Annotated in this window: 16 protein-coding genes and 2 pseudogenes; 3 read left to right on the top strand and 15 right to left on the bottom strand. The window is 65.2% G+C overall.

What is annotated here, in order from left to right; translation table 11 throughout:
* Window positions 1-9 precede the first annotated feature (9 nt).
* A pseudogene (gene scpB, locus RMP06_RS12555) lies at window positions 10-516 on the bottom strand (SMC-Scp complex subunit ScpB); the annotation flags it as partial.
* Between the two features lie 212 nt (window positions 517-728).
* Window positions 729-1,754, bottom strand: coding sequence for an RluA family pseudouridine synthase (locus RMP06_RS12550; RefSeq protein ID WP_310462118.1), 1,026 nt, complete (start codon window positions 1,752-1,754; stop codon window positions 729-731).
* 57 nt (window positions 1,755-1,811) lie between these two features.
* Here RMP06_RS12550 and RMP06_RS12545 point away from each other — a divergent pair, with 57 nt between their 5' ends.
* On the top strand, window positions 1,812-2,627 hold the full coding sequence (locus RMP06_RS12545; RefSeq protein WP_310462161.1) for an outer membrane protein assembly factor BamD: 816 nt from the start codon (window positions 1,812-1,814) through the stop codon (window positions 2,625-2,627).
* 29 nt (window positions 2,628-2,656) lie between these two features.
* Here the strand turns inward: RMP06_RS12545 and RMP06_RS12540 are convergent, their stop codons facing one another.
* Window positions 2,657-4,672 (bottom strand): DNA repair helicase YoaA, encoded by a 2,016-nt coding sequence (locus tag RMP06_RS12540; protein WP_310462117.1) that lies wholly within the window; start codon window positions 4,670-4,672, stop codon window positions 2,657-2,659.
* A 48-nt stretch (window positions 4,673-4,720) separates the two neighbouring features.
* On the opposite strand from RMP06_RS12540, the gene RMP06_RS12535 reads away from it, so the two are divergent.
* Complete coding sequence (locus RMP06_RS12535) at window positions 4,721-5,488, top strand: PP2C family protein-serine/threonine phosphatase (protein WP_310462116.1); 768 nt, start codon at window positions 4,721-4,723, stop codon at window positions 5,486-5,488.
* An 18-nt stretch (window positions 5,489-5,506) separates the two neighbouring features.
* Here RMP06_RS12535 and zapE read toward each other — a convergent pair whose 3' ends face one another.
* The 5 genes and pseudogenes from zapE to RMP06_RS12510 form a co-directional block, all read right to left on the bottom strand.
* On the bottom strand, window positions 5,507-6,607 hold the full coding sequence (gene zapE, locus RMP06_RS12530) for a cell division protein ZapE (RefSeq protein ID WP_310462115.1): 1,101 nt from the start codon (window positions 6,605-6,607) through the stop codon (window positions 5,507-5,509).
* Window positions 6,608-6,697: 90 nt separating this feature from the next.
* Window positions 6,698-8,125: pseudogene (gene lpdA / locus RMP06_RS12525) on the bottom strand (dihydrolipoyl dehydrogenase).
* Between the two features lie 17 nt (window positions 8,126-8,142).
* Window positions 8,143-9,390, bottom strand: a complete 1,248-nt coding sequence (odhB, locus tag RMP06_RS12520) for a 2-oxoglutarate dehydrogenase complex dihydrolipoyllysine-residue succinyltransferase (protein ID WP_310462114.1) — start codon at window positions 9,388-9,390, stop codon at window positions 8,143-8,145.
* 63 nt (window positions 9,391-9,453) lie between these two features.
* Window positions 9,454-12,309 carry a 2-oxoglutarate dehydrogenase E1 component gene (locus tag RMP06_RS12515; protein WP_310462113.1) on the bottom strand — a complete coding sequence of 952 codons (2,856 nt, stop codon included), beginning with the start codon at window positions 12,307-12,309 and terminating at the stop codon, window positions 9,454-9,456.
* Window positions 12,310-12,535: 226 nt separating this feature from the next.
* Complete coding sequence (locus RMP06_RS12510; RefSeq protein WP_310462112.1) at window positions 12,536-13,678, bottom strand: TIGR03790 family protein; 1,143 nt, start codon at window positions 13,676-13,678, stop codon at window positions 12,536-12,538.
* Window positions 13,679-13,712: 34 nt separating this feature from the next.
* Here RMP06_RS12510 and RMP06_RS12505 point away from each other — a divergent pair, with 34 nt between their 5' ends.
* Window positions 13,713-14,489: an IclR family transcriptional regulator gene (locus RMP06_RS12505; RefSeq protein WP_310462111.1), complete on the top strand. Its 777-nt coding sequence runs from the start codon at window positions 13,713-13,715 to the stop codon at window positions 14,487-14,489.
* Between the two features lie 12 nt (window positions 14,490-14,501).
* On the opposite strand, the gene pbpG is transcribed toward RMP06_RS12505, so the two are convergent.
* From pbpG to ilvN, 7 genes are all read right to left on the bottom strand, one after another.
* Window positions 14,502-15,518 carry a D-alanyl-D-alanine endopeptidase gene (gene pbpG, locus RMP06_RS12500; RefSeq protein WP_409050165.1) on the bottom strand — a complete coding sequence of 339 codons (1,017 nt, stop codon included), beginning with the start codon at window positions 15,516-15,518 and terminating at the stop codon, window positions 14,502-14,504.
* A 200-nt stretch (window positions 15,519-15,718) separates the two neighbouring features.
* Window positions 15,719-17,260 (bottom strand): 2-isopropylmalate synthase, encoded by a 1,542-nt coding sequence (locus tag RMP06_RS12495; protein ID WP_310462109.1) that lies wholly within the window; start codon window positions 17,258-17,260, stop codon window positions 15,719-15,721.
* A gap of 13 nt (window positions 17,261-17,273) precedes the next feature.
* A complete protein-coding gene (leuA, locus tag RMP06_RS12490; RefSeq protein WP_310462160.1) occupies window positions 17,274-18,947 on the bottom strand; it encodes a 2-isopropylmalate synthase in 1,674 nt (557 codons plus the stop codon).
* Between the two features lie 213 nt (window positions 18,948-19,160).
* Window positions 19,161-20,003, bottom strand: coding sequence for a CDP-diacylglycerol--serine O-phosphatidyltransferase (gene pssA / locus RMP06_RS12485; RefSeq protein ID WP_310462108.1), 843 nt, complete (start codon window positions 20,001-20,003; stop codon window positions 19,161-19,163).
* An 8-nt stretch (window positions 20,004-20,011) separates the two neighbouring features.
* Window positions 20,012-20,797 (bottom strand): class I SAM-dependent methyltransferase, encoded by a 786-nt coding sequence (locus tag RMP06_RS12480; RefSeq protein WP_310462107.1) that lies wholly within the window; start codon window positions 20,795-20,797, stop codon window positions 20,012-20,014.
* A gap of 141 nt (window positions 20,798-20,938) precedes the next feature.
* Window positions 20,939-21,955 (bottom strand): ketol-acid reductoisomerase, encoded by a 1,017-nt coding sequence (gene ilvC / locus RMP06_RS12475; RefSeq protein WP_310462106.1) that lies wholly within the window; start codon window positions 21,953-21,955, stop codon window positions 20,939-20,941.
* 58 nt (window positions 21,956-22,013) lie between these two features.
* Window positions 22,014-22,505: an acetolactate synthase small subunit gene (gene ilvN / locus RMP06_RS12470; RefSeq protein WP_294000799.1), complete on the bottom strand. Its 492-nt coding sequence runs from the start codon at window positions 22,503-22,505 to the stop codon at window positions 22,014-22,016.
* Window positions 22,506-22,522: the final 17 nt, after the last annotated feature.

The raw sequence follows: 22,522 nt of genomic DNA, 5'->3' as shown, positions 1-22,522 counted from the left end.
CTCGGGGAGAGATTCCAGGGATGGCAATTGATCCAGGGATTTCAGGCCCAGATCGTCCATAAATTGTCGGGTCGTCGCGTACAGCGCCGGACGCCCGGGGCCCTCGCGGTGCCCGATGACCTCGATCCAGCCACGCTCTTCGAGCTGCCGGACGATCTGCGTGCTGACCGTCACGCCACGGATGTCTTCAATGTCACCACGGGTGACGGGTTGTCGGTAGGCCACAATGGACAGGGTCTCCATCGTGGCGCGCGAATAGCGGGCGGGTTTATCTGGATACAACCGGTCCAGATGGACACGCATTTCAGGGCGACTCTGGAACCGCCAGCCACTCGCCACGCACACCAGCTCAACGCCGCGCCCTTGCCAGTCCAGTGCCAGTTCGTCCAGCAACATGCGCACACTGTCCGCGCTCACTGCACCATCAAACAGGTGACGGAGTTCGCGGACCGGCAAAGGCTGGTGCGCACAGATGAGTGCGGTTTCGAGGACGCGTTTGGCATCCCGTGTATTCATGGGTTCGGTCTGATACCTGGGCGAAGCTGACAGGCTCGCCGCCATGGGCAGCCCGTCTGGGGAAGATCGCTGTCGGGTTTTGGGGTGGTTGCCCGGACCAAGTGAAGGTCGGGGCTCGCAGGACGCAGACGCAGGGCGCGTTCCTGATGGATTGGACCACATTGTAGCGTTGAACGGCTTGCCATGCACCCTGCCCGCACAACCAAGCCCTTTCAGCCCTGCGTGACCTGCTTCCAGGCCGTCGCCAGGTCCACCGGCAACGCCCGGTCGAACGACAGCCACTCGCCGGTGAGCGGGTGCGCCAGTCCGAGGTGCGTGGCGTGCAGTGCCTGCCGCGTCACGCCCAGCGCAGGCTTGCCGCCGTACACGCCGTCCCCCAGCAGCGGATGCCCGCGCCGCGCCAGGTGGACGCGAATCTGGTGCGTCCGCCCGGTGTGCAGCTTGCAGCGCACGGCACTCACGCGCCCGGCCTGCGGCGACGGGCCGAAATCCCGCACCGCGAGGCAGGCCACGTCAGTGCGCGCCGGTTTGCCACTGGTCACGACCGCCATCTTGATGCGGGACACCGGGTCACGCCCGATCGGCGCCTCGATGGTGAACGGCTCCCCATCGACCACCCCGTGGACCAGCGCCAGGTACTCGCGCTTCACCTCGTGCGCGGCAATCGCACGGGTCAGCGCCGTCTGGGCCAGTTGCGTCTTGGCCACAACCATCAGGCCCGAGGTGTCCTTGTCGAGCCGGTGGACAATGCCCGCCCGCGCCAGCGACGCCGCGCCAGCGTGGTGCGCCAGCAAGCCGTTGAGCAGCGTGCCCGACCAGTGCCCCGCCGCCGGATGCACGACCAGCCCAGCCGGCTTGTGGACGACCATCAACGTGGCGTCCTCGAACACGACGTCCAGCGGGATCGGCTCGGCACGGAAGGCGCTGCTCTGTGCCGTGGGCTGCAGCGCCACCTCGATGATCTGCCCGGCGCCCACCTTGCGCGACGCGCTGGTCAGCACCTGCCCGGCACTGCGGACATGCCCGGCGTCGATGAGCTGCTGCAGGTGGCTGCGCGAAAACTCGGGCGCCAGACCCACCAGCCACTTGTCCAGCCGCAGACCGTGCGAGGCCCGATCGACCTCGGCCCGGCGGCATTCGATCTCGGCAGGCGATGCAGCAACGCCTTCCTCTGGGCTCTCCTCCTCAATGTCCTCGACAACTTCCGAAGCTTCATGCTGGCCCTGGGGCCCGTTCATATAATTCACGCTCTGTATCCAATCTGGCCCGACCCGCGGGTCCGGCCCATGACCACCATGTTCAAGCCCTGCCCGACACCGGCTCTGCGCCTCGCCTCCCTCGTGCTCGGGGTGGCCCTGGCCTGTCAACTGGGCGGCTGCGCGTCGGAGCCCAAAAACGTCGATGACGGCAAGAGCATTGCCAAATTGTACGAAGAGGCGCGGGAGGAGGCCTCCAACGGTGCAAACGACCGCGCGATCAAGCTCTACGAGCGCATCGAAGGCCGCGCCGCCGGCACCCTGCTGTCGCAACAGGCGCAGCTCGAACAGGCCTATCTCCTCTACAAGCACCAGGAGAAGGCCCGCGCGCTGGCCGTGGTCGAACGCTTCCTGAAGCTGCACCCGACCAGCCCCGCCGGCGACTATGCCTACTATCTGCAGGGCCTGATCAACTTCAATGACGATCTGGGCATCTTCGGCAATCTGGCCAAGCAGGATCTCTCGGAGCGCGACCAGCAAGCCTCGCGTGACGCGTATCAGAGCTTCAAGCAACTCGTCGATCGCTTCCCTGAGTCCAAATACGCACCCGACGCCAAGGTGCGCATGAAGTACATCGTCAACGCACTGGCCTCTTCCGAGGTGCATGTGGCGCGCTACTACTACATGCGCGGCGCCTATCTGGCCGCGGCCAACCGTGCGCAGCAGGCGCTGCAGGATTTCCGCGGCGTGCCGGCCGCCGAAGAGGCGCTGTTCCTGATGGCCGCCAGCTACGACAAGCTTGGCCTCGTGCCGCTGCGCGACGACGCCCAGCGTGTGCTGAAAACCAACTATCCACGCAGCCAGTGGATCGGCCGCGACTACGACGAGAAGGCACGCTGGTGGCGCCTGTGGTGAACGCCTGAGCACATGGGCGCCTGAGGGCGCTACACCGGCGTCGAGGACGTGCGCGACTCCGCGGCATGGGCCTCGGCCAGCTCCCGCAGCCACGCCAGCGCCTGTTCCTCGCTGGCCAGCGGCGTCATCGGCGGCAAGGCGGCCCGCAGGCGGCGCCCGTAGCCCATCTGCACCAGCCGGCTGTCGCACACGACCAGCAGGCCACGGTCGGTTTCGCTGCGGATCAGCCGCCCGGCGCCCTGCTTCAGCGCGATGGCGGTTTCCGGGATGAAATAGTCGTTGAAGGCGTTGCCGCCTTCGGCCTCCAGCTGGCGGCTGCGCGCCTCGGCCAGCGGATCGTTCGGCGGCGGAAACGGCAGCTTGTCGATCAGCACGCACTGCAGCGCATCGCCCGGCACGTCGATGCCCTCCCAGAAGCTGTGCGAGCCAACCAGCACGCCGCGCGGCGCCGCCAGGAACTGCGCCAGCATGGCCCGTTTCGGCGCCTCGCCCTGCACGAACACGGCGATGCCGTCCGGCGCCAGCCGTTCGCGCAAACCTGCGCCAATCTGCTGCAAGGAGCGCAGCGTGGTCGTCAGCACGAAGGTGCGGCCACCCAGCGCCTGCGCACAGCGCCCGGCCAGATCGGCCACCGCACCGGGATGCGCCGGTTCAGCCGGCTTGGGAAACCGGGTCGGCACGTACAGCCGGGCATGGGCCGGATAGTCGAACGGACTGCCCGCCTGCAGCGTGCGCGCCTCTTCCATGCCAACGCTGCGGGTGAACCAGCTCAGCGCCGGATCGTCACCCAGCGTGGCCGAGGTGAAAATCCACGCCCGGCTGCCGCCTTCAACCTGTGCGCGCAAGGTGTCGCGGATGTCCAGCGGTGCCTCGGTCAGGCGGGCCTGGTGGGCGGTCAGATCGATCCAGCGGACATGGTCGTGTGCAGGGGCCTGCAGAAAGGCCTCGACGCGGGACACCAGCGCGCGCGCCCGGTCTTCGAGTTTGGCCAGATCGGGGCCCCCATCGGCCACGGCAGCCAGGTGTTCCAGGGTCTCGGCGCTCACCGCGCGCACACGCTCCAGCGCTTCGGTGAACTCGGGGCGGCCTGCACGTTCCTCCCAGCGCAAGCGCACCGCGCCACGCAGCGGCCCCGCGCTCGCCAGCCGCAGCTCCCGCGCCGCCAGCTCGCAGCGCGCCGCCAGTTCTGTCCATGGCCCGAAGCCGCGTGCCTCGGTCAGGCCAACCGCCAGCAGGTCACGGCTGAAGTCCAGTAGCTGGCTGGTGCCGAGCAGCTTGCCCAGAAACTGCACCCCTGCCTCGTTGAGCTGGTGCGCCTCGTCGAAGATCACGGCGTCCACGGTGGGCAGCAGCTCGGCCATGCCCGTGTCCTTGAGCGCCATGTCGGCGAAGAACAGGTGGTGGTTGACGACAACGATGTCCGCCTGCAGCGCGTGCCGGCGCGCCTGCACGACATGGCACTGGCGGAATTTCGGGCATTCGCTGCCCAGGCAATTTTCGCGGTTCGACGTGACCAGCGGGATCACGGGCGAGCGCTCGTCAAGGCTGTCGAGTTCGGCCAGATCGCCGCTGCGGGTGCCCTGCGCCCAGACCTCGATGCGCGCGAGCTGGCGCAGGGCCTGCCGGTCCGGCCATTCGTTGGTGTGGCGGGCCTGCTCCAGCCGGTGCAGGCAGAGGTAGGAGCTGCGCCCCTTGAGCAATGCGATCTGAACCGGCAGGCCGAAGGTACGCATCAGGCTGGGCAGATCGCGCAGAAAAAGCTGGTCCTGCAGGCTCTTGGTGGCCGTGCTCACCATCGCCCGCAGCCCGGACAGCAGCAGCGGCACCAGGTAGGCAAAGGTCTTGCCGACCCCCGTGCCGGCCTCGGCGACCAGCACGCTGCGCGACTCCAGCGTCTCGGCCACCGCGTCGGCCAGGGTCGTCTGCACCTCGCGCGCCTGAAAGCGGCGATCGGCCTGCGCAAGTTCACCGTCGGCGGCGAAAGCCCGTGCCACTTCGTCGCGCAAGGGAGAACGTGCGCTGATTGCCGGTATTGGCGCTGGCATTTGCATCATTCGCCGGAAAAGAAGGCTGAACCGTTTATAGTTTTCGACATGACACCGGATTCCCCTGGATATCGATTATTGGCGGCCACAGGCATCGACCGCGGTGATCGACTGTATCAACAAGATCAGGTGGAGGTCTTCACGCACCCTCGCGCCGAAGGTTGCCTGCTGGCCATCCTGGCCGACGGCATGGGCGGCAAGAGTGGGGGTCGCAAGGCCGCCGATCAGGTGGTGCTGATCGCCCGCCAGCTCTTCGAACGATTTGCCCCAGCCAAGGACTCCGCGTCCGAACTGCTGCGCAAGATCGTGCTCGAATCGCACCTGATGATCAAGCTGACGGCCATCACCTCCGAGCAGGAGCCGCACAGCACCCTCGCCGCCTTCCTCGTCCTACCCAACCGCGAGTGCCACATCATCCATGCGGGCGACTCGCGGGTGTATGTGTTCCGCGGGTCGAACATGCTCACCCGCACCTTCGACCACTCGCTCGTGCAGCGCATGGTGGAAGACGGCGAGATCAACGAAGACGAGGCCAATGACCACCCCCACGCCCACCTGCTGACCGGCTGCCTGGGTGCGGACGAAGATCCACCGATCACCGTGGCCCGCATGGACCGGCTGGAAACGGGCGACTCGCTGCTGGTCTGCAGCGACGGCCTGTGGCACTACTTCACCAGCCGCGAGCTGGGCACCATCGTCAACGCGCTCAAGCCGCGCGACGCCAGCAAGATGCTCATCAGCAAGGCACGCCAGCGCGCCCGTGGTGGCGGCGACAACCTCTCGGTCGCCCTCGTGCGGCTCGACACGCTGGGCTGAAACCGCCCATCCCGACGCTCAGGTCAGCGAGGTGTCCACGTCGCGCCGCTCCAGCGCCAGAAACTCCTCCGACTGCATCTCGGTCAGGCGCGAGACGGTGCGCGGGAATTCGTGCGACATCGGGCCTTCGGTGTAGAGCTGCTCGGGCGGCACTTCCGCCGACAGGATCAGCTTGACACGCCGGTCATAGAGCACGTCGATCAGCCATGTGAACCGCCGCGCTTCCGAGGCCAGGCGCGGCGACATCATCGGCACACCCGACAGCAGCAGCGTGTGGAACTGGGTCGCCAGCTCCAGGTAGTCGTTCTGCGAACGCGGTCCGCCGCAGAGCTGCTTGAAGTCGAACCACACCACCCCGCCGGCTTTGCGCCGGGCGTGGATGACGCGGTTTTCGATGTGCAGCTCAGGTGACTCGTCCTTGACCTCGGCCAGCTCGTCAAACGCCTGTGTCATCGCCGCATCGGCCTGCGCGCCCAGCGGCGTGTGGTAAAGCTGGACATGCTGCAGCGTGCGGCGGCGGTAGTCGGTGCCGTTGTCCACGCTGATGACTTCGAGCTTGGCCTTGAGCAGTTCGATGGCCGGCAGGATGCGGTCGCGGTGCAACCCGTTCGGGTACAGCTCGTCGGGATGAAAGTTGGAGGTCGTGATGATCGACACCCGGTTGGCGTACATCGCGTCCAGCAGCCGGTGCAGGATCATCGCGTCGGTCACGTCCGCCACGTGGAACTCGTCGAAGCAGATCAGCCGGAAGCGCCGCCCGATGCGTTTTCCCAGTTCGTCCAGCGGGTTGGCGATGCCCTTGAGTTCCTGCAGCTCGCGGTGGACTTCACGCATGAACTCGTGGAAGTGCAGCCGCGTCTTGCGCTGCAGCGGCACGGCCTGGAAGAAGCTGTCCATCAGGAAGCTTTTCCCCCGCCCCACCCCGCCGTGCATGTAGACCCCGCGCGGCAGCGGCGGCCGGATCAGCGCCTTCGTCAGCGCGTTGCTGCGGCGGGACTTGTACGCGATCCACTCGTCCTCGCAGCGCTGCAGCGCCGCCACGGCACGCAACTGGGCCGGGTCGGCCTGGTAGCCGCGTTCGGCGAGGGTCCGGTGGTAGATCTCGGTGACGGTGGGCATGGTCGGCAAGGCGGGCAAGGGAAGACGGAAAAAGGGGCGACTCGCGCCGCCCCCCCATGGTTGCATGCAGCGGGCAGAACCCGCGCCAGCTCAGAAGTTGAGCGTGCGCTTGTCCACGGCCAGCGCCGCTTCCTTCGTGGCTTCCGACAGCGACGGGTGCGCATGGCAGATGCGGGCGATGTCCTCGGCGGAGGCCTAGAACTCCAACGCCACCACGGCTTCCGAAATCAGCTCGGACGCCATCGGACCGACGATGTGGACGCCCAGGATCTCGTCGGTCCTGGCGTCGGCCAGGATCTTGACAAAACCGGTGGTGTCACCCAGTGCACGCGCCCGGCCATTGGCCAGGAACGGGAACTGGCCCGCCTTGTACGCGACGCCGTCCGCCTTGAGCTGCTGCTCGGTGCGGCCGACCCAGGCGATTTCCGGGCTGGTGTAGATCACCCAGGGGATGGTCGCGAAGTTGACATGACCGTGTTGACCGGCGATGCGCTCCGCCACCGCCACGCCTTCTTCCTCGGCCTTGTGCGCCAGCATCGGGCCGCGCACCACGTCACCGACCGCCCACACGCCCGGCAGGTTGGTCTTGCAGTCCGCGTCCACGACGACCATGCCGCGCTCGTCGAGCTGCAGACCCACCGCTTCCGGGTTCAGGCCGATGGTGTTGGCAACCCGGCCGATCGAGACGATCAGCTTGTCCACCGCCAGCGTCTGCTCGGCACCCTTGGCATCCGTGAAGGACACGACCACACCGTCACCCGACGCATCGACCTTCGAGATCTTCACGCCGAACTCGAACTTCAGGCCCTGCTTCTTGAATGCCTTGAGCGCTTCCTTGGCCACGCCTTCGTCGGCAGCACCCAGGAAACCGGGCATCGCTTCGAGGATGGTGACTTCCGAGCCCAGACGGCGCCAGACCGAGCCCATCTCCAGCCCGATCACGCCCGAGCCGATCACGCCGAGCTTGGCCGGCACCGCGCCGATGCGCAGTGCGCCGTCGTTCGACAGGATCTTGTCCTCGTCGAACGCCGCGCCCGGCAGCGCGCGGGCGTTGGAGCCAGTCGCGACGATGACGTTCTTCGCGGTCAGCACTTCGTTCGAAGCGCCGGCCACGTTGATTTCATAGCCACCCTCGACCGCCTTGGCAAAGGAGCCGCGGCCGTGGAAGAAGCTGACCTTGTTCTTCTTCAGCAGGAACAGGATGCCGTCGTTGTTCTGCTTCACGACGGTGTCCTTGCGGCCGACCATCCTGGCCACATCCATCTTCAGGTTGTCCAGGCTGATGCCGTGGTCATTGAAGTGGTGGGCCGCGTGGTCGAAGTGCTCCGACGACTGCAGCAGCGCCTTGGACGGGATGCAGCCGACGTTGGTGCAGGTGCCGCCCGGGGCCGGGCCGCCTTTTTCGTTTTTCCATTCGTCGATGCAGGCGACCTGGAAGCCCAGTTGCGCGGCACGGATCGCGGCGATGTAGCCACCGGGGCCGCCGCCGATCACGACGACGTCAAATTGCTTGGACATGGGTTTGCGTCTTCCGATCAGATGTCGAACAGCAGGCGGGCCGGATCTTCCAGCGCTTCCTTCATCGCCACCAGACCCAGGACGGCTTCGCGGCCGTCGATGATGCGGTGGTCATAGGACATCGCCAGGTTGTTGATCGGGCGCACCACGACCTGGCCGTTTTCCACCATCGCACGGTCCTTGGTCGCGTGCACGCCCAGGATGGCCGACTGCGGCGGGTTGATGATCGGCGTCGACAGCATCGAGCCGAAGGTGCCGCCGTTCGAGATCGAGAACGTGCCGCCCGTCAGGTCGTCCATCGAGATCTTGCCTTCCTTGGCCTTCTTGCCAAACTCGGCGATCTTCTTCTCGATGTCGGCGAAGCTCATCTGGTCCGCATTGCGCAGGATGGGCACCACCAGACCGCGCGGCGTGCCGACGGCGATGCCGATGTCGAAGTAGCCGTGGTAGACGATGTCGTTGCCGTCCACCGAGGCGTTCAGCACCGGGAACTTCTTCAGCGCATGGACAGCCGCCTTCACGAAGAAGCTCATGAAGCCGATCTTGACGCCGTGTTCCTTCTCGAACCGCTCCTGGAACTTCTTGCGCATCTCCATCACCGGCGCCATGTTCACTTCGTTGAACGTGGTCAGGATGGCATTGGTCGATTGCGACTGCAGCAGGCGCTCGGCCACACGGGCACGCAGGCGGCTCATCGGCACACGCTGTTCCGGGCGGTCGCCCAGGTTCACCGGGGCCGGAGCGGCCACGGTCGGCAGCGGCCTGGCCACCGACGGGGCGACCGGCGCAGCCACCGGGGCGGGCACAGCCACCTTGGTGCCCGCAGCGACAGCGCCGAGCACGTCACCCTTGGTGACGCGGCCGTCCTTGCCGGTGCCCGCGACGCTGGAGACGGACAGGTTGTTGTCAGCCAGCAGCTTCGCAGCGGCAGGCATGGCGATGTCACCCTTGTTGACCGCGGCGGCGGCGGCCGGCGCAGCAGCGGGCGCCGCGGCAGAGGCGGCAACGGCAGCACCGGCCTTGCCTTCGGTGTCGATGCGGGCGATCACCTGGTCGCTGCCGACCGTACCACCGTCACCCACGACGAGTTCGACCAGCACGCCGGCGGCCGGCGCGGGCACTTCGAGCACGACCTTGTCGGTCTCGATCTCGATCAGGATCTCGTCGATCGCGATGGCGTCGCCGGGCTTTTTCTTCCACTGCAGCATGGTTGCTTCGGCAACCGACTCGGACAACTGGGGGACTTTGACTTCTACGATGGCCATGATGATTCGAATCTTGTGAAGTTAGCGAGGTGAGGCCGCAGGGATCGCGGCCTCAGGTCCAGGTCACTTGGTCAGCACGAAGCCCTTGAGCTTGGCGAAGGCCTGGTCGTGCAGCGATTTCTGCTGCTCCTGGTGCAGGTGGGAGTAACCGACCGCCGGAGAGGCCGAAGCGGGGCGACCTGCGTAGCCCAGACGCTGACCGTCCTGCATGTTCTCGTGGATGTAGTGCTGCACGAAGAACCAGGCACCCTGGTTCTGCGGCTCGTCCTGGCACCACACGATCTCGGCGAGGTTCGGGTACTTCTTCAGCTCGTTGGCGAAGACCTTGTGCGGGAAGGGATACAGCTGCTCGACACGGATGATGGCCACGTCGGTCTTCTTCTCTTCGCGCTTCTTGACCAAGTCGTAATAGACCTTGCCCGAACAGGCGATCAGGCGCTTGACCTTGGACGCATCCAGCGTGGTGCTGAGGTCGCTGATCACGGTGCGGAACTCGCCCTTGCTGAACTCGGTCAGCGGCGAGGTCGCGTCCTTGTTCCGCAGCAGCGACTTCGGCGTCATGATGATCAGCGGCTTGCGCAGCGGACGCACCATCTGACGGCGCAGCAGGTGGAAGATCTGGCTGGCGGTCGTCGGCTGGACGATCTGCATGTTCATGTCGGCGGCAAGCTGCATGAACCGCTCCAGACGGGCCGACGAGTGCTCCGGACCCTGGCCTTCGTAGCCGTGCGGCAGCATCAGCGTCAGGCCGTTGGAGCGGCCCCACTTGACTTCACCGGACGCGATGAACTGGTCGATCACGACCTGTGCGCCGTTGACGAAGTCGCCGAACTGGCCTTCCCAGATCGTCAGCGTGTTGGGTTCGGCCGCGGCGTAGCCGTATTCGAAGCCCAGCACCGCCTCTTCCGACAGGATCGAGTCGATGACGACGAACGGCGCCTGGTTCTCGGCGATGTTCTCCAGCGGCACGTAGGTGCCGGTGTCCCACTTCTCGCGGTTCTGGTCGTGCAGCACGGCATGGCGGTGCACGAAGGTGCCGCGTCCGCAGTCTTCACCCGACAGGCGCACGGCGTAGCCGGAAGCCACCAGCGAGGCGTAGGCGAGGTGTTCGCCCATGCCCCAGTCGACGTTGATCTCGCCACGGCCCATCGCGGCGCGGTCGGCGATGACCTTCTCGACCAGCGGGTGGGCCTTGAACGTCGGCGGGATCGTCGTGATGCGCTCCGACAGGCGGCGGATTTCGGTCATCGGCAGCGCGGTGTCGGCCGAATCGGTCCACTTCTTGCCCAGGTACGGCGCCCAGTCGACGGCGTACTTGCTCTTGAAGTTGGTCAGCACCGGATCGACCGTGTGCTTGCCGGCGTCCATTGCAGCGCGGAAGGCCTTGAACATCTCGTCCGGGCCATCGGCCGGCAGCACACCTTGTGCCACCAGCTTGTCGCCGTAAAGGCGGCGCGTGCCGGGATGCTGGGCGATCTTCTTGTACATCAGCGGCTGGGTGAGCGAGGGAGTGTCCTGCTCGTTGTGGCCCAGCTTGCGGAAGCAGATGATGTCGACGACCACGTCCTTCTTGAACGCCTGGCGGTAGTCCATCGCGAGCTGCGTGGCCAGCACGACCGCTTCCGGATCGTCGCCGTTCACGTGCAGCACCGGTGCTTCGATCATCTTGACGATGTCCGAGCAGTACAGCGTCGAGCGGGCGTCGCGCGGGTCGGAGGTGGTGAAGCCGATCTGGTTGTTGATGACCAGGTGCAGCGTGCCGCCGGTGTAGTAGCCGCGGGTCTGCGCCAGCGCCAGCGTTTCCATCACGACACCCTGGCCGGCGAAGGCCGCGTCGCCGTGCACCAGCACAGGCAGCACCTGGTCACCGGTCTTGTCGCCGCGGCGGTCCATGCGAGCCTTGACCGAGCCTTCGACCACCGGGTTGACGATTTCCAGGTGAGAGGGGTTGAACGCAAGGCTCAGGTGGACCGGGCCGCCGACGGTGGACACGTCGCTGGAGAAGCCCTGGTGGTACTTCACGTCGCCGGAGGGCAGGTTCTCGGGCGCGGTGTGGTCGAACTCGGCGAACAGGTCCTTCGGCATCTTGCCCAGGGTGTTCACCAGCACGTTCAGGCGACCGCGGTGGGCCATGCCGATCACGATTTCCTGCACACCATTGGTGCCGGCGCGCTGCACGGCCTCGTCCATCGACGCGATGAAGCTCTCTCCGCCTTCGAGCGAGAAACGCTTCTGGCCGACGTACTTGGTGTGGAGGAAGCGCTCCAGGCCTTCGGCGGCGGTCAGGCGGTCGAGGATGTGCTTCTTCTTTTCCGGCGTGAATGACGGCTTGCTGCGGATCGACTCCAGGCGCTCCTGCCACCACCGCTTTTCAGTCGGGTCGGTGATGTGCATGATCTCTGCGCCCAGCGTCCCGCAGTAGGTCTCGCGCAGCGCTTGCAGGATCTCGCGCAGCGTCATGTTTTCAGCCTTGCTGAAATACGTGTTCGACGCGCTGAAGGTGATGTCCATGTCGGACTCGGACAGGTCGTAGAACGCCGGTTCGAGTTCGGGGATCTTGGGGCGCTCGGCGCGCTTGAGGGGATCGAGGTCTGCCCAGCGCGAACCGAGGAAGCGGTAAGCAGCGATCAGGGACTGGACATGCACCTGCTTGCGGGCGATGGCCAGATCGGTCGCGCTGGCCTTGTGGGCGAAGGCGTTGGCCTTGGCCCGCTGCGCAAACGACTCGATGACGGGCGCGTGGGCCACGTCGCGGCTGTCGGAGCCATCGGTCGCGGGGACATGCTGGAGCGCGTCGAAGTAGTCACGCCAGTTGTCGTCGACAGAGCCCGGATTGTCGAGGTACGCTTCGTACATCTCTTCGACATAGGGCGCATTGCCACCGAACAGGTACGAGTTGGACCCGTATTGCTTCATCATATTTCGCTCACCTAGCGCCCCGGTACCCAGGGCTTGGATGGGTTGAACAACCTTCCGCGACACGGCTAAACCGATTGGCGGATCGCGACCCGCCTTAGCTGTTGCCAGGAAAGGGGACGGGAAGGACCTATAAAGTCAAGCCGAGGACTGTAGCACCGGCTTCTGGCCGGAACGGCATGTGGGGCGTCATGGTGCGGTGCTCCTGGACATGGTGTTGCAAATTCGCTCACTGCCGCGCAAACGGTGCGGCCAGAGGCTCCCCCACAAACAAGCCCTGCTGCGGCCAAGCCACACTCTTCCAGTAGGCTTCCAGCGCGGTACTGCCTTGCAGGTAATGCAGCAGCAGGATTTGCGGGTGCGGGAACTTCTGCAGATGGTTGCACGGTTCGCTGACAGTTCCATAACTGGCAGTGACACCGGCATCAAGCCAGTCCAGCACTGTGCTCTGTCCTGCCGATCGGTCGAGTTGCCCCCCGAACGAAGTCAGGTGATCGGCCAGCGCACCGGGTACCCAGTCGATTGCGTCCGCGCCCTGGAACTGGGCGACACCCGTCTGCACCAGCACCACGCGGGTGGTGTCAAGCGGCAGATCACCCTCACCCAGATGGTTGTCCAGCCCGATGCGCCGCTGCAGCCCTGCTGGCGGAAACAGCACCGAACGCACACTGCGCAACGTGTCCGCTGTCGTCATGAAGTGCGCCTGCACCGGGGCGGCGCCCACCAGACCAAGCGTATGGTCAGACGCTGCACCACGGTCGATGAGCTTGCGCGCGCGTTCCGTATCGGAGGAGGCCAACAGCATCGATGGCCGCAGCCCGAGATCCTTGAACGGCGCCGAGGTGGCGGAATTGAACAGCGGTGAAGCCGCGCGGCGGCCACAGGGCTGGTTGCAGAGTTGCGGGTCAAAGCCCAGCGTCACCGCCGAGGTGATCGACTGGCACTCGACGGCGTAGGGCTGTGTCCAGGCCAGTGCCAGCGCCTGCACGCCGGCATCAAACTGCTCGTCGATGCGGCGGCGCAGGCGCTCCAGATCGACGGTACTCAGGCGGGCCTGCACGGGCAACTCGATGCGCAGCACATGCGTTTCCGGAATGCGGCGAACGCGCCGGTAGTAGTCGCCGACTTCAACCGAATACGGGTCAGCCGTGTTGATCACCAGACCCAGTTCCTGCGCCTGCAAACGGCCGATGACGCGGGGTACACGAACCAAGGGACGCGGCCGTATGTTCGGTGCCGAGGCTCCCGCGCCTGTGCTGGATGCAGCCTGCGGACCGGCTTCGGTCGCCTGGGCAAACACCAGCCCAGCCCCAGTCACCAGCCAGCCGCCGACAACAATGGCAAGGCAGTCCCGCATCCAGTGTTTCGCCATGCAAAAATAGGCATTGAATTTCACTCGAGTCACCATGACGAAAAAGGACAGTTCCAGTCAGACACCGGCCATTCAGGTGATGGACCGCATGTTCACGCTGCTGAACGTGCTGGCAGCACACCAGGATCCCGTCTCGCTGAAACTGATCAGCGAACAGACCGGTCTGCATCCATCGACCGCACACCGGATCTTGAACGATCTGGCCATCGGGCGCTTCGTGGACCGCCCCGAAGCGGGCAGTTATCGCCTCGGGATGCGACTTCTTGAGCTGGGCAATCTCGTCAAGGCCCGGCTGGATGTGCGCGACGCGGCACTCGTTCCCATGCGCGAACTCCACAAGCTGACCCACCAGCCGGTCAACCTGTCCGTCCGGCAGGGTGACGAAATCGTCTACATCGAACGCACGTATTCCGAACGGTCGGGCATGCAGGTGGTCCGTGCCGTCGGCGGAAGGGCCCCGCTCCACCTCACTTCGGTCGGAAAACTCTTCCTGGCGCACGACGATCCGCAGCGGGTGCGCAGCTACGCCACACGCACCGGTCTGGCCGGCCACACCCGCAACAGCATCACCGACCTGCCCATGCTGGAGCGTGAACTCGCCCGCGTGCGCCAGACCGAAATGGCGCGCGACAACGAAGAGCTGGAACTGGGGGTACGTTGCATGGCCGCCGGCATCCACGACGATCAGGGCCGGCTCATCGCCGGACTGTCGATCTCGGCACCGGCTGACCGCCTGGAAGAAAGCTGGTGCGACAAGCTGCGGGACACGGCGGCGGCGATTTCCACCGCGCTCGGCCACCATCAACCCTGACGGGCACCCAGCTCAGGACACAGATCCTGCACTGACCGGGGGATGTGCCGGCGTATGCTTGGCCGGACGAACCGACTCCGACGACTCCAGCCAACGACGTACCCGTTCCGCGTCACCCAGGCGGGAATACTTGCCTGCGGAATCCAGGAACACCATGATGAGCTGCCGCCCCGACAGCCGCGCCTGCATCACCAGGCAGCGCCCCGCCTCGACGATGTAGCCCGTCTTCTGCAATCCGATTTCCCACGTCGGATTGCTGACCAGCTTGTTGGTGTTGTGGAACTGCACAGTGCGGTGGCCGAGTGCGACTTCCAGCTCCGGCGAGGTCGATAGCTGCCGCAAGAGCGGGTAGCCGTACGCCGCCTTGACCAGCCGCGCCAGATCGGCCGCGCTGGACTGGTTGTCGCTCGACAGGCCCGTCGGTTCCACGTAGCGGGTGCCGGTCATGCCCAGGACAGCGGCCTTGCGGTTCATGGCGGCGACGAACGCGGCGAGCCCACCCGGGTAGTGACGCCCTAACGCATTGGCCGCACGATTTTCAGACGACATCAGCGCCAGGTGCAGCAGCTCGCCCCGGCTGAGTTCGGAGCCGATCACCAAGCGCGATCGACTGCCCTTCTCGGTGTCGATGTCCTCGTCGGTCACTCGCAGTATGTCGTCCATCGGCGCCTTGGACTCCACCACCACCAGCGCTGTCATGAGCTTGGTCAGTGACGCGATCGGCAGAACCACCTGCGAGTTCTTGCTGAACAGCACTTCGGAGGTGTCTTGGTCAACCACCAGGGCCACGCTGGATTTCAGATCAAGAGGATCCCGCACCGCGTGCAGACCACTCGCCTCACCAAAGGACAGGCGCGGTGGCTCTGCGGCCTCCAACATCTGCGCTCGGCTGCGCGCCGCATTGCCACGACCAGCCGATTTGAGCGCCACCGTTCTCTGACCACTGCGGTCACCAGCGGCCTTGCGAACCTTGGCCGCATGGGCCTCGGCCTTGCTGGTGCGCGGCGTGGCGTCTGCTGCACCGGACATCGCTACCCATATCCCCAGCAGCAAGGCCACCCATTTCGAAGCAGCCCGCGCCCCACTCAGCTTTTTTTGATTCACAAAATACCTTTGGATACCGCACGACAGGGAACTGATTTCAGTCTAGGTTAAGGAAACACATTTCCACAAGGCCCGCAAGCCCCGATGATTTTCAGTTTTGTACCCCTGTTCGCGCGATACCGACGTCAACCTTGCGCAGCGACGCGCTCAGCCTTGCTGTGCAGCTTGTTCAACGCGGCCAGATAAGCCTTGGCCGACGCGACGACGATGTCCGGATCTGCACCCACACCGTTCACAACGCGGCCGCCATGTTGAAGCCGAACCGTGACTTCGCCCTGCGACTCCGTGCTGCCGGACGTGATGGCATTCACGGAATACAGCAGAAGTTCAGCCCCCGAGGCGATCTTCGACTCGATGGCCTTGAGGCTGGCGTCCACCGGACCGTTGCCGTCGGACTCGGCGTGGTACTCGGTCAGACCGGCAGAAAACGCCACCTTCGCGTGCGGTCGCTCGCCCATTTCGGATTGCTGCGACAGCGCGAGCAAGCGGTAGTGCTCCACGTCGGCGCTGACGCTTTCGTCGTTGACCAGCGCCAGGATGTCCTCGTCGAAGATCTCGCTCTTGCGGTCGGCCAGATCCTTGAACTTCATGAACGCCGTGTTCACTTCGGCCTCGGACTCCAGCGAAATGCCCAAGTCCTGCAACCGCTGCTTGAACGCGTTGCGGCCCGAGAGCTTGCCCAGCACGATCTTGTTGGCGGCCCAGCCCACGTCCTCGGCACGCATGATCTCGTAGGTGTCACGCGCCTTGAGCACGCCGTCCTGGTGGATGCCGGAGGCATGGGCAAAGGCATTGGCGCCGACGATGGCCTTGTTGGGCTGCACGACGAAGCCGGTGGTCTGCGCGACCATGCGCGAGGCCGGCACGATCTGGGTCGCATCGATGCGCAGGTCGAGGTTGAAGTAGTCGCGGCGGGTCTTCACCGCCATCACGATCTCTTCGAGCGAGCAGTTGCCAGCACGCTCGCCCAAGCCGTTGATCGTGCATTCGACCTGCCGCGCTCCGCCAATCTTCACGCCGGCCAGCGAGTTCGCCACCGCCATGCCCAGGTCGTTGTGGCAATGCACCGACCAGATCGCCTTGTCCGAGTTCGGCACCCGTTCGCGCAAGGTCTTGATGAAGTTGCCGTACAGCTCGGGAATCGCGTAGCCGACCGTGTCCGGGATGTTCAGCGTAGTCGCTCCTTCCTCGATCACGGCTTCCAGCACGCGGCAGAGGAAATCCGGATCCGAGCGGTAGCCGTCTTCCGGCGAGAACTCGATGTCCGCACACAGATTGCGGGCAAAGCGCACCGACATGCGCGCTTGCAGCAGCACCTCCTCGGGCGTCATGCGGAGCTTCTTCTCCATGTGGAGGGCGCTGGTGGCGATGAAGGTGTGGATGCGCGCCGAATTGGCGCCACGCAGTGCTTCGGCGGCGCGCGAGATGTCGCGGTCGTTGGCCCGAGCCAGCGAGCATACGGTCGCGTCCTTGATCGCCGCCGCAATCGCCTTGATCGCCTCGAAGTCACCGTTGGACGAAGCCGCAAAGCCCGCCTCGATGACATCGACCTTCAGCCGTTCCAGTTGCCGGGCAATGCGCAGCTTCTCGTCACGGGTCATCGAAGCGCCAGGAGACTGCTCGCCATCGCGCAAGGTGGTGTCGAAAATGATGAGTTTGTCGGTCATGGTGATGGGCTCCTCAGTCCATGGAAAGTCGAGCGGCACGCGCGCAGCCCGACAGCACCGCGTGGATCGACGCGGTGACGATGTTGGCGTCGATGCCCGCGCCGAAACAGGCCGCGCCGCACCCGACACGTACCTCGACGTAGGCGGCAGCCCGTGCGCCGGCCCCGGCGCCGATGCCATGCTCGTGGTAATCGAGCACCTCGACGGACTGCCCGATCGCCAGGCTCAGGGCGTTGACAAAGGCATCCAGCGGCCCGTTGCCCTGCCCGCCGAGCGCCTGCCAGCCTTGCGGGCCATGCCACTCGGCGCTGACACGGACGACCCCGTCAGCCCCCGCATCCTCCTGGTGGAGGACACGCAGGTCGTCCGTGCGCCGGTCCAGCCCGTACTCGCGCTCGAAAATGGTCCACAGGTCGGCGGCGCTGACCTCGCGGCCCTCGCCGTCCGTCACCGCCTGCACCGCCTGGCTGAACTCGATCTGCAGCCGCCGCGGCAACTCCAGCCCGTATTCCGCTTCCAGCAAATACGCGATGCCGCCCTTGCCCGACTGGCTGTTGACACGGATCACGGCCTCGTAGCTGCGGCCCAGGTCTTTCGGGTCGATCGGCAGGTAGGGCATGTCCCACAGATCCCCCTCGCGCCGGGCTGCGAACGCCTTCTTGATCGCGTCCTGGTGCGAGCCGGAGAACGAGGTGAAGACCAGCTCGCCCACATACGGATGGCGCGGATGCACCGGCAACTGGTTGCAGTGCTCGACCGTGCGGCGGGTGGCGTCGATGTCGGAGAAATCCAGGCCCGGCGCCACCCCTTGCGTGTAGAGGTTGAGCGCGATGTTGACCAGATCGACGTTGCCCGTGCGCTCGCCGTTGCCGAACAGGCAGCCTTCGATGCGGTCGGCGCCGGCCATCAGCGCCAGCTCGCCGGCCGCCGTGCCCGTGCCGCGGTCGTTGTGCGGGTGGACGGACAGCACGATCGCGTCACGGCGGGCGAGATGGCGGTGCATCCACTCGACCATGTCGGCGAAGATGTTCGGCGTCGAGTGCTCGACCGTCGAAGGCAGGTTGACGATGCACTTGTGCTGCGGTGTCGGCTGCCAGACGGCGGTGACGGCGTCCACCACGCGGCGCGAAAATGCCAGTTCGGTGCCGGAGAACATCTCGGGCGAATACTCGAAGGTCCAGTGCGTCCCGGGGCGTTGTGCGGCGCGGTCACGGATCATTTGCGCATGGGTCACAGCCAGCTGGACGATGCCGTCCTCGTCAAGCCCCAGCACCACACGGCGCATCACCGGCGCAGTGGCGTTGTAGACATGCACGACCACGCGGGGAGCCCCTTCGACCGCCTCAAACGTGCGGTCGATCAGGTGCTCGCGCGCCTGGGTCAGCACCTGGATGGTCACGTCATCAGGGATGCGCCGCTGCTCGATCAGGCGGCGCACGAAATCGAAATCCGTCTGCGAGGCCGAAGGGAAACCGACCTCGATTTCCTTGAAGCCGATGCGCACCAGCAGCTCGAACATGCGCAGCTTGCGCTCGCTGTCCATCGGTTCGATCAGCGCCTGGTTGCCGTCGCGCAGATCGACGCTGCACCAGATCGGCGCCTGCGTCAGCACGGCGTCGGGCCAGGTGCGGTCACTCAGGCGCACCGGGGCGAACGGGCGGTATTTCTCGGCGGGGTTGCTCAACATGCTCATGGGGTGTGACGGGATGAAGGAAACGAGGATCCTGCAACGCCGCACCAGAAATACAAACGGCCCGCTGCGTTGCGCTGAGGCGGGCCGTTGATCCACAAGGGGTAGAGATGTGACTGATCAGCGCGCCCGGGGCACTCCTAGTAGTCGCAGCGAGAGGAAGCAGACAACGCAGATCATCAAATCACTATAGCACGCAAGACCCGCGCTTCAGCGGTGCAGGCCCTCTTCATCCGGCTCGTCTGTGGAGGTCGCGATCACGCTCACCGGTCGGCCCTTGGACTTCTTGATCGCGTAGACCACGTAGCCCGACAGCCCGTAGACGATGAACACCCCAAACAGCACCAGCGGCGGGTGGTAGGTGATCACCGCGATGCCCAGCGCAATCGCGACGATCACGATGAACGGCACCGTGCGCTTGAAGTTCACGTCCTTGAAGCTGTAGAACGGCACATTGGTGACCATCGTCAGCCCTGCGTACAGCGTCAGCGCAAACGCCACCCAGGTCAGCCACGGGATATCGCGCACACCCTTGTAGCCCATGTCATCCATCACCCAGATCAGGCCCGTGACAAGTGCTGCCGCTGCCGGACTGGGCAGCCCCTGGAAGAAGCGTTTATCGACGATGCCGATGTTGGTGTTGAACCGCGCGAGCCGCAGCGCCGCACCCGCGCAGTAGACAAATGCCGCCAGCCAGCCGAGCTTGCCCAGACCACGCAACGCCCATTCGTAGACGATGAGCGCCGGGGCAGCGCCGAACGACACCATGTCGGCCAGGCTGTCCATCTGCTCGCCGAAGGCGCTCTGGGTGTTCGTCATGCGGGCGACGCGGCCGTCGAGGCTGTCCAGCACCATCGCGCAGAACACGCCGATCGCGGCCTGGTCGAAGCGCCCGTTCATGGCCATCACGACGGCGTAGAAACCGCCGAACAGGCCCGCCAGCGTGAAGAGATTGGGCAGGATGTAGATGCCTTTGCGGCGGGGACGGCTTGGAACCGGTCCATCCAGCTCATCAAGGGGATCGGGACGGTCGGGCGATGTTTGATCGTTCATGGAATGGATTATCGCGAAGCGCGGGCATGGACGTACACCCATGGGTCGGTCAATCGCGCCTGCTGCTGCGGATCGTCGATCTGCCGACCGCGCAGATCATAGAGCTGGAGATCCTCGAAACCTTGCTCCAGCGTCTGACGGACCAGTTCCAGCGGGCGGATGTAGCAGTTGCTCCCACCGGCCAGGGGGTCGATCAGCTCCACCCAGTCACGCGCCACAATCGGCCACACACTGCGGTTGATGCGCTGTATCTGCGACCAGAAACGCTGGGTTTCGATGTAGTTGCGCAGGCCCTGCCAGCGGATGCCCCACCGGCTGTCCATCCAGTTCAGGTTGTGCGACGAATACACCAGGTGCCCACCCGGCCGCAAGACACGGCGGCACTCGGCCAGTGCCGTAGCCCGCGCATCGGCACCCACCAGATCGATGCCATTGAAGCTGAAGAGCACGACGTCGAAGGACGCATCCTCGAAGGGCATGGCACGCGCATCCACCACCTCGAACCGGAGACCGTGGTTCAGGATCAGCTCGGCGAACCGCTCCCGGCAGGCCGCCACCATCGGGGCAGCAACGTCCGCCCCCAGGTAGCACTTGCAGCGCAGCGCCAGCTCCATCGTGGTGCGCCCCCCGCCAACCCCCAAGTCCAGCAGATGACTCTCGGACAGCGCTGGGCCAATGCGGTTGAAGATGGCCCGCTCCGGCAATTGCAGACGAGACTGTCGGGCGTAGTGGCGGACAACGTCGTCCGATGCGTAGAACGTTTCCCAGTGCGGAACCGGGCCTGCTTGCGCCATGGGTGGCCTCCTGAATGTGAAGATGTTATGAAACAAATAATTACATAATCTTCCCATCCTCGCAGCACAGGCAAAAAAAAACGGCGCCATCGGCGCCGTTTTCAACTTGCGATGGCGTCAAGCCATCGGGCATTCACGCCATCAGTTGCGGGTCTTGTCGACCAGCTTGTTGGCCTTGATCCACGGCATCATCGCGCGCAGCTTTTCGCCGACGACTTCGATCTGGTGCTCTTCGGTCAGGCGGCGGCGGCTGATCAGGGTCGGGGCGCCGGCCTTGTTTTCCAGGATGAAGGACTTGGCGTATTCGCCGGTCTGGATGTCCTTCAGGCACTGGCGCATCGCGTCCTTGGTGGCCGAGGTCACGATCTTCGGACCCGTCACGTACTCGCCGTACTCGGCGTTGTTCGAGATCGAGTAGTTCATGTTCGCGATGCCGCCTTCGTAGATCAGGTCCACGATCAGCTTCAGCTCGTGCAGGCACTCGAAGTACGCCATTTCGGGCGCGTAGCCGGCTTCCACCAGCGTCTCGAAACCGGCCTTGATCAGCTCGACCGCGCCACCGCACAGAACGGCCTGCTCGCCGAACAGGTCGGTTTCGGTCTCTTCGCGGAAATTGGTCTCGATGATGCCGGCCTTGCCGCCGCCGTTGGCGGTGGCGTAGGACAAGGCCAGGTCACGCGCCTTGCCGGTCTTGTCGGCGTATACGGCGATCAGGTGCGGCACGCCGCCACCTTGCACGTAGGTGCCTCGCACGGTGTGGCCCGGAGCCTTCGGGGCAACCATCCACACGTCGATGTCGCTGCGCGGCACGACCTGGCCGTAGTGGACATTGAAGCCGTGGGCGAAGGCCAGCGAAGCGCCTTCCTTCATGTTCGGGCCGACTTCGGCGTTGTAGACCGTGGCGATCTGCTCGTCGGGCAGCAGGATCATGACCACGTCGGCGTCGCGCACGGCGTCGGCGATCTCGGCGACCTTCAGGCCAGCCTTTTCCGCCTTGGACCACGAGGCGCCGCCCTTGCGCAGACCGACCGTGACCTTGACGCCCGAGTCGTTCAGGTTCTGGGCGTGGGCATGGCCTTGCGAGCCGTAGCCGATGATGGTGACGTTCTTGCCCTTGATCAGGGAGAGGTCGGCATCCTTGTCGTAATAAACCTTCATGGGAGTTCCGTTCTGAGTCTGTAGCTGTTGTAGCTGTGGGAGCTGTAGCGGGGATCGTTCAAACACGCAGGATGCGCTCACCGCGCCCGATCCCGCTGGTACCGGTGCGCACGGTTTCTAGGATGGCGGTGCGGTCCACCGCCTGGATGAAGGCATCAAGCTTCTCGGAGTCACCCGTCAGCTCGATGGTGTAGCTCTTGTCGGTCACGTCGATGATGCGGCCGCGGAAGATGTCGGCCAGCCGCATCATCTCCTCGCGTTCCTTGCCGACGGCGCGCACCTTGATGAGCATCAGCTCGCGGGCACTGAAGCTGCCTTCGGTCAGGTCCACCACCTTGACCACCTCGATCAGGCGGTTCAGGTGCTTGGTGATCTGCTCGATGACCTCGTCGGAGCCGCTGGTGACGATGGTCATGCGCGACAGCGAGGCGTCTTCCGTCGGGGCGACCGTCAGGCTCTCGATGTTGTAGCCACGGGCCGAAAACAGGCCGACCACACGCGAGAGCGCGCCGGCTTCGTTCTCCAGCAGGAGGGCAATGATGTGTTTCATGTCGTTTTCCTGGGCGG

This window comes from Sphaerotilus sp. (genome assembly GCF_031429695.1).
Taxonomy (GTDB): Bacteria; Pseudomonadota; Gammaproteobacteria; order Burkholderiales; family Burkholderiaceae_C; genus Sphaerotilus.
Note: the sequence above shows the minus strand (reverse complement) of the source record. Positions and strands in the feature narration are given on the sequence as shown.

Bases quoted from the DNA above. Each gene is read 5' to 3' on its own strand.
- RMP06_RS12550 (WP_310462118.1), bottom strand. From the start codon at position 1,754: ATGAACGGGCCCCAGGGCCAGCATGAAGCTTCGGAAGTTGTCGAGGAC.
- RMP06_RS12545 (WP_310462161.1), top strand. From the start codon at position 1,812: ATGTTCAAGCCCTGCCCGACACCGGCTCTGCGCCTCGCCTCCCTCGTG.
- RMP06_RS12540 (WP_310462117.1), bottom strand. From the start codon at position 4,672: ATGCCAGCGCCAATACCGGCAATCAGCGCACGTTCTCCCTTGCGCGAC.
- RMP06_RS12535 (WP_310462116.1), top strand. From the start codon at position 4,721: ATGACACCGGATTCCCCTGGATATCGATTATTGGCGGCCACAGGCATC.
- zapE (WP_310462115.1), bottom strand. From the start codon at position 6,607: ATGCCCACCGTCACCGAGATCTACCACCGGACCCTCGCCGAACGCGGC.
- odhB (WP_310462114.1), bottom strand. From the start codon at position 9,390: ATGGCCATCGTAGAAGTCAAAGTCCCCCAGTTGTCCGAGTCGGTTGCC.
- RMP06_RS12515 (WP_310462113.1), bottom strand. From the start codon at position 12,309: ATGATGAAGCAATACGGGTCCAACTCGTACCTGTTCGGTGGCAATGCG.
- RMP06_RS12510 (WP_310462112.1), bottom strand. From the start codon at position 13,678: ATGGCGAAACACTGGATGCGGGACTGCCTTGCCATTGTTGTCGGCGGC.
- RMP06_RS12505 (WP_310462111.1), top strand. From the start codon at position 13,713: ATGACGAAAAAGGACAGTTCCAGTCAGACACCGGCCATTCAGGTGATG.
- pbpG (WP_409050165.1), bottom strand. From the start codon at position 15,518: ATGTCCGGTGCAGCAGACGCCACGCCGCGCACCAGCAAGGCCGAGGCC.
- RMP06_RS12495 (WP_310462109.1), bottom strand. From the start codon at position 17,260: ATGACCGACAAACTCATCATTTTCGACACCACCTTGCGCGATGGCGAG.
- leuA (WP_310462160.1), bottom strand. From the start codon at position 18,947: ATGTTGAGCAACCCCGCCGAGAAATACCGCCCGTTCGCCCCGGTGCGC.
- pssA (WP_310462108.1), bottom strand. From the start codon at position 20,003: ATGAACGATCAAACATCGCCCGACCGTCCCGATCCCCTTGATGAGCTG.
- RMP06_RS12480 (WP_310462107.1), bottom strand. From the start codon at position 20,797: ATGGCGCAAGCAGGCCCGGTTCCGCACTGGGAAACGTTCTACGCATCG.
- ilvC (WP_310462106.1), bottom strand. From the start codon at position 21,955: ATGAAGGTTTATTACGACAAGGATGCCGACCTCTCCCTGATCAAGGGC.
- ilvN (WP_294000799.1), bottom strand. From the start codon at position 22,505: ATGAAACACATCATTGCCCTCCTGCTGGAGAACGAAGCCGGCGCGCTC.